At 68.0% G+C, this 5,111-nt stretch carries 6 protein-coding genes and 1 riboswitch; all 6 genes read right to left on the bottom strand.

The window, feature by feature from the left end:
• Positions 1-506 (bottom strand): ABC transporter ATP-binding protein (locus B2W70_RS10705; protein WP_286745597.1); only part of this gene is annotated, 506 nt, incomplete at its 3' end.
• Complete coding sequence (locus tag B2W70_RS10700) at positions 503-1,462, bottom strand: FecCD family ABC transporter permease (protein WP_286745596.1); 960 nt, start codon at positions 1,460-1,462, stop codon at positions 503-505. The genes B2W70_RS10705 and B2W70_RS10700, both read right to left, overlap by 4 nt.
• Positions 1,459-2,373 carry an ABC transporter substrate-binding protein gene (locus tag B2W70_RS10695; protein WP_286745595.1) on the bottom strand — a complete coding sequence of 305 codons (915 nt, stop codon included), beginning with the start codon at positions 2,371-2,373 and terminating at the stop codon, positions 1,459-1,461. Before B2W70_RS10695 ends, B2W70_RS10700 begins: the two co-directional genes overlap by 4 nt.
• Entirely contained in the window at positions 2,370-2,942 is a 573-nt protein-coding gene (locus tag B2W70_RS10690; protein WP_286745593.1) for a bifunctional adenosylcobinamide kinase/adenosylcobinamide-phosphate guanylyltransferase, read from the bottom strand. Before B2W70_RS10690 ends, B2W70_RS10695 begins: the two co-directional genes overlap by 4 nt.
• Positions 2,943-2,950: 8 nt before the next feature.
• A complete protein-coding gene (locus B2W70_RS10685) occupies positions 2,951-4,426 on the bottom strand; it encodes a TonB-dependent receptor domain-containing protein (protein WP_286745591.1) in 1,476 nt (491 codons plus the stop codon).
• The gene (locus B2W70_RS10680; RefSeq protein WP_286745589.1) at positions 4,348-4,806 is read right to left on the bottom strand and encodes a TonB-dependent receptor plug domain-containing protein; all 459 of its coding nucleotides are present in this window, start codon (positions 4,804-4,806) and stop codon (positions 4,348-4,350) included. Before B2W70_RS10680 ends, B2W70_RS10685 begins: the two co-directional genes overlap by 79 nt.
• A 68-nt stretch (positions 4,807-4,874) precedes the next feature.
• Positions 4,875-5,111, bottom strand: a riboswitch (cobalamin riboswitch).

The raw sequence follows: 5,111 nt of genomic DNA, 5'->3' as shown, positions 1-5,111 counted from the left end.
GCGAGCAACAGCACCGGGGCCTGGGTCGCGAGGGCGCGGGCCAGGTGCACCCGCTGACGCTCGCCGCCCGACAAGCGCCCCAGCCGATGCGAAGCCAGCGCATGAACGTCGGCCTGACCCATGGCCTCGTCGACCACCGACCGATCCGGAGCCATGGCCGCGCCGCCCCACCCCAGCCAGCCCCGGTGCGGCAAGCGGCCCAGCTCGACGACGTCGCGCACCAGCATGTCGGCATCGGCCTCGGGTGACTGTGCCAGCCAGGCCAGTTGGCGCGCCCTCGCGCGGTCGGGCCAGGCAGCCAGGACGCGTTCACCCAACCAGACCTCTCCCGCAGCCGGCATCAGCAAACCCGCCGCCAGCTGCAGCAAGGTGGATTTGCCCGCGCCATTGGGGCCCACCAGGGCCACCCATTCGCCGGCATGGAGGCTCAGTTCGACCCGATCAACCACGGTGCGATGCCCCCTGCTGGCACTGACAGCACGCAAAGACAACAGCCCCTGGCTCATGGTGCGCTCCGCTGCAATCGCCACAGCAGGTAGCCCCCGCCGAGCACGGCCGTGAGCACGCCCACCGGCACGTCCTGTGGGGGCAACAAGCCCCTCGAGAGCAGGTCGGCCGACAGCAACAACGCCCCACCCATCAAGCTGGCCGCCAGCAGGCGCACGCGGTGTCGCCCGCCATCCCAGCCCCGCACCAGGTGCGGTGCCACGAGGCCGATGAAAGCGATCAAACCGGCCTGTGCCGAGGCGGCCGCAGTGCAGGCCGCCAGCACCGCCACAAGCGCCACGCGCGAGGCCCCCAAAGGCACGCCCAGGCTGCGTGCGGTGTCTTCACCCAGGCTCAAGGCATCCAGCACCGGCGCCAGCCCCAACGCCAACAGCACCCCGACCAGCCACACGCCTGCCATCGCCCACACGGCGGGCCAGCCCAGCAAGGCGGTGTTGCCCAGCATGAAGGCCTGCATCGCTCGCCAGGCCTCAGCAGAGCCAAGCATGATCCATTGCGTGAACGCCCCCAGCACCACGCCCACCACCACGCCAGCGAGCAGCAGGCGGTAGGTCTGCGCCGCCCCCCGTGCCAGCGTGAGCGTGAGGAACACCCCGCCGATGGCACCGAAAAAGGCCAGACCTGTCAGGCCCAGCCTAGCCCCCGCCTCGCCCGACACCCAACCCAGCGCGATGGCCGCGGCCATGCACAACCCCGCACCGGCGGCCGAGCCAAGCAGGTGGGGCTCGGCCAGCGGGTTGCGAAACAAGCCCTGTGCGATGGCCCCTGACAAACCCAGCAAAGCGCCCACCACCGCAGCCCCAAGTGAGCGAGGCAAGCGGATGTCCAACGCCAGTTCGAGCAAACCCGGCTCACGCCAAAGCGCCGATGGCCAGCGCCAGCCATCGGCGCCCACCAGCGCACCCAGGCCACACAGCCCCATCAACACCAGCGCCAGCCACCAGACGGGTTTCATGGCTTCACGCTCCACGCCCGGTTCAGGCAATTGGCCAGCACCCGGGCCGCCTCAGGCAGGCGGGGTCCGGGGCGCGACAAGGCATCCATCTCACGCGGCTGCAGGGCGCAGATGCGTTGATCTCGCACGGCTGGGATCGCCGACCAACCAGGGCGACGACTCAACGCCGCCACCTCACCGGCCCCCACGATGACCAGCGCTGGCCTGGCCCGCACCACGAACTCCGGGTTGAGCTTGGGGAATGGCCCCAGCGAAGCCGGCACGATGTTGCGCGCACCCTGCTGACTCAGCATCTGCCCGATGTACGAGGACTCGCCCGCCGCATGCGGGGCGCTGCTGATTTCGACATAAACCGCGTGACCCCGCGCGGACGCAGGCACCGAGCGAGCGGCCTCTTGCAGCTCTCGCTGCATGGCAGCCCACCGCTGGGTCGCCAACTCAGGCTGCCCCAACAGGGCGGCCACCTTTTGAAGCAGCCCCTCCACGCCCGGCAGGTCGCGGGCATCGAGCTCGGCCACCGTCAGACCCAACTGCCGCAAGCGCGGCGCCACGCGCGACGAAGGCGCCAGCAACACCAGGTCTGGCTTGAGCGCGACGATGCGCTCGAGCGGGGCCTCGTCCAGGCTGCCCAGTTGCGGCAGCTTCTTGACCTGATCAGGCCAATTGGACCAACGGTCCACGCCGATCAGGCGATCGCAGCCCCCCAGAACACAGACCGCCTCGGTCAAAGAAGGCAACAGCGAAACGATGCGAGTTGGTGGGGCTGGCAGGCTCACGGCCGAGCCACCATCGTCCACGATGGCCAGGCGATGGCCTGCGGCATGCGCAGCACCCAACAAGGCCCAACCCACCAGGCACGCGATGACCCGCCTCCAGTGGCGCACTCGACCGGCGCAGGGCAGCGCGTTCACGACCAACGCTCCACGTCGCGCGTGAAGGGCTGGCCGGCCACCATCCAGGTCAGGCGAGCGCAGCGCTGTGCAACATCCTGATGCAGGCGTCCCAACTCATCGACCACTCGGCGAACGTCGGCCCCCATCGGCACCACGCCTGCGCCGATCTCGTTGGACACCAGCACCAGCGGTGAGGCCAGGCCGGGCATGGCGGCGAGCAAATCCTCGCGCAAGTGCGACCACTGAGGCAACGCAGCGGACTGCTCGCCACGGCAAGCTGGCATCAGCACCTGGCTGACCCACAAGGTCAAACAATCGACCACGATCAAACGATGAGGAGCCGCCTCACCGCGAACAGCCTGACCGAGGTGAACAGGGCTCTCGACAACCCGAAAGGCCGCATCGCGATCACGCCGATGCCGCTCGATGCGCTCGCGCATCTCGTCATCGCTGGACATGGCCGTGGCCACGACCACCACCTCGTGGCGAGCATCCTGGTCCAGCCATGCACGCGCCAAGCGCTCGGCATGGCGAGATTTGCCGCTGCGCTGGCCGCCCAGGACGAGGTGGTGTTGCGGTGCCGACATGGCTGGTGTCAGCGAGGCTGGTAGCGCAGCGCCACCTGAGCAAACGCACCAGGGACCGCGTAATCGCGCGCCACCTCGTAGCGCTTGTTGAACACGTTGTCCACGCGGGTCAGCAACTGCCAGCCCGGTGCCAGCTGACGCGATGCGAACACGCCCCAGGTCACGTAGCCCCCGTTGTGAACGGTTTGCGAATCGCCATCGATGTCGCTGCGTCCACCCACGAAACGCGAGCGAGCACCAACGGTCCAGCCCATCAAATCGGTGTCAGCCGACAGGTTGCCGTGGTAGCGCGGGCGACGAATCAGGCGTTCACCCGTCTGCTCGTTGCGGGCCTCCTGCAAGTCCCATGACCCCGACCAGTTGGCGCCCGCCCAGCGCGTTTGAGCAGCGAAGGTCAAGCCCTTGAGGCGCGCCTGACCCACGTTGAAGTACTGGAACTGGCTCATCGAGTACTCGATGAGCTGGTTGATGCGCTGGTCGTAGGCGGTCACCGAAGCTCGATCGGCGCCTCGTTGCCAACTGATGGCGGCTTCGCTGCCGTGCGATGTCTCTGCCCTCAAGTCCGGGTTGCCGTCGTATTGGGCAAAGCGCTCGTACAGGGTGGGCGCCCGACAACCCTCCGAATAACTCACACGTGCCATCCAGCCCGGGGCAAAGCGCCAGCCGCCCGCCACGGTGCCCGTGTGGTGCACGCCGAATTCGCTGTCGTCATCCTGGCGAGCTCGCGCTGAAAAAACCCAGCTGTCCTGATCCCAGGCATAACCCAACCCCAGTCCCAACTGATCGCGCCGAGGCTCCGGGCCTTCGAAGGAGGAGGTGCCGTCGTATGCCGCGCTCATGCGATCGACCCGGTTCTCCAGCAGCACCTGCACGCCATGCGGCCCACGCTGCCAATCGTGCTGCGCCAGGGCAGTGTGGGTGCGGGTCTTGGCGCGCAGGTAACCGCTCGACTCCGACAGGACCTCCGTGCTGCTCTCGCCCAATCGGTACTGGGCCTTCAGCCCGGGCACCCAATCGGCCAGCCAGGCCACCTGCGACGTGCGGATCACCGTGGTGGCAACAGAGTCCTGATCTGCGCTGGCGTAGCGGTCATCGAAGTCGGCACGCGTGCGATGCCGCCCGGCCAAAGCTTCCAGCCGATGCCCAGCCAGCAACTGCCATCCCAGGCGAGCCTGAGCCGAAGACTGCCCATACCCGTCGCGATCGACGCGCCAATCCGGGCTGCTGGGGTTGTTGATCACGGAGCGGCCATTGGCCCGCTCTGCCCCAAGGGTCAAGCCATAGTCAAAGCCGGACTGGCGGCCGGAAACCGTGGCATCGGACTTGACGGTGCCGTGCGAGCCCAAGGTCAAACCACCAGCCAAGGACACCACGCCATCAACGGGCTTGCGCGTGAACACCTGGATCACGCCGCCGACGGCGTCAGAGCCATACAGGGCGCTGCCGGCTCCGCGCACCACCTCGATGCGATCGATCTGCGACAACGGGTGCCTTGCCAGACCGCACCGCCCTGCAAGTTCTGAGAGTCCACGCGCAAACCATCGACCAGCAAAGCGGTGAAGCGGGCGTTGGCTCCCCGCACGAACACGTCGGTGTAGGTGCCTGGGCCACCGTTGTTGCTGAATGTCAGCCCCGGTTGACGATCGAGCAAGTCGGCCAGGTCCATGGCCCCCGAGCGATCGATGTCTTCGCGCGTGATGACCGAGACATCGGCCAGGACACGGGCACGGTCAACGGGTGCGCGCGTGGCGGTGACAACGACCTCTGGCACGCTCTCATCCGCCAGGGCGGACGGCGACCAGGCCTGCAGAGCAAGGCAAGACAGGGCGCTCAGGGACAAGCGCGCAACAGGAATGGATTTCACGGGAAAAGGCACAGACAAAGGCCCTGGCCAGCTTCCCCGCAGGCCCTGGGCGACATGGCGCGCGCGAACGCACGCACCCCTTGCTGGCCGGTATCCGGGCTGGGCGATGCAACCTGCGCGGCCTTCCCAAGCCCGAAGGCCCAGTGGCTCAACAGCGCAGGCGGAGCGAGCAACCATGGGTTGCACGAGCTCGATCGCCGACCGTTGCGGGGGCAGCGCAAGTCAGGTGGACGCCGCTGACGGCGCGCGCCCTGCTTGCTTCCCGTTTAACTGCGCCGGGCAAGAACCCCGGCGCGAGCACCAAG

The organism is Aquabacterium sp. UBA2148 (assembly GCF_002328915.1).
GTDB lineage: Bacteria > Pseudomonadota > Gammaproteobacteria > Burkholderiales > Burkholderiaceae_C > Aquabacterium > Aquabacterium parvum.
This window is presented reverse-complemented; position numbering and strand designations above follow the sequence as displayed.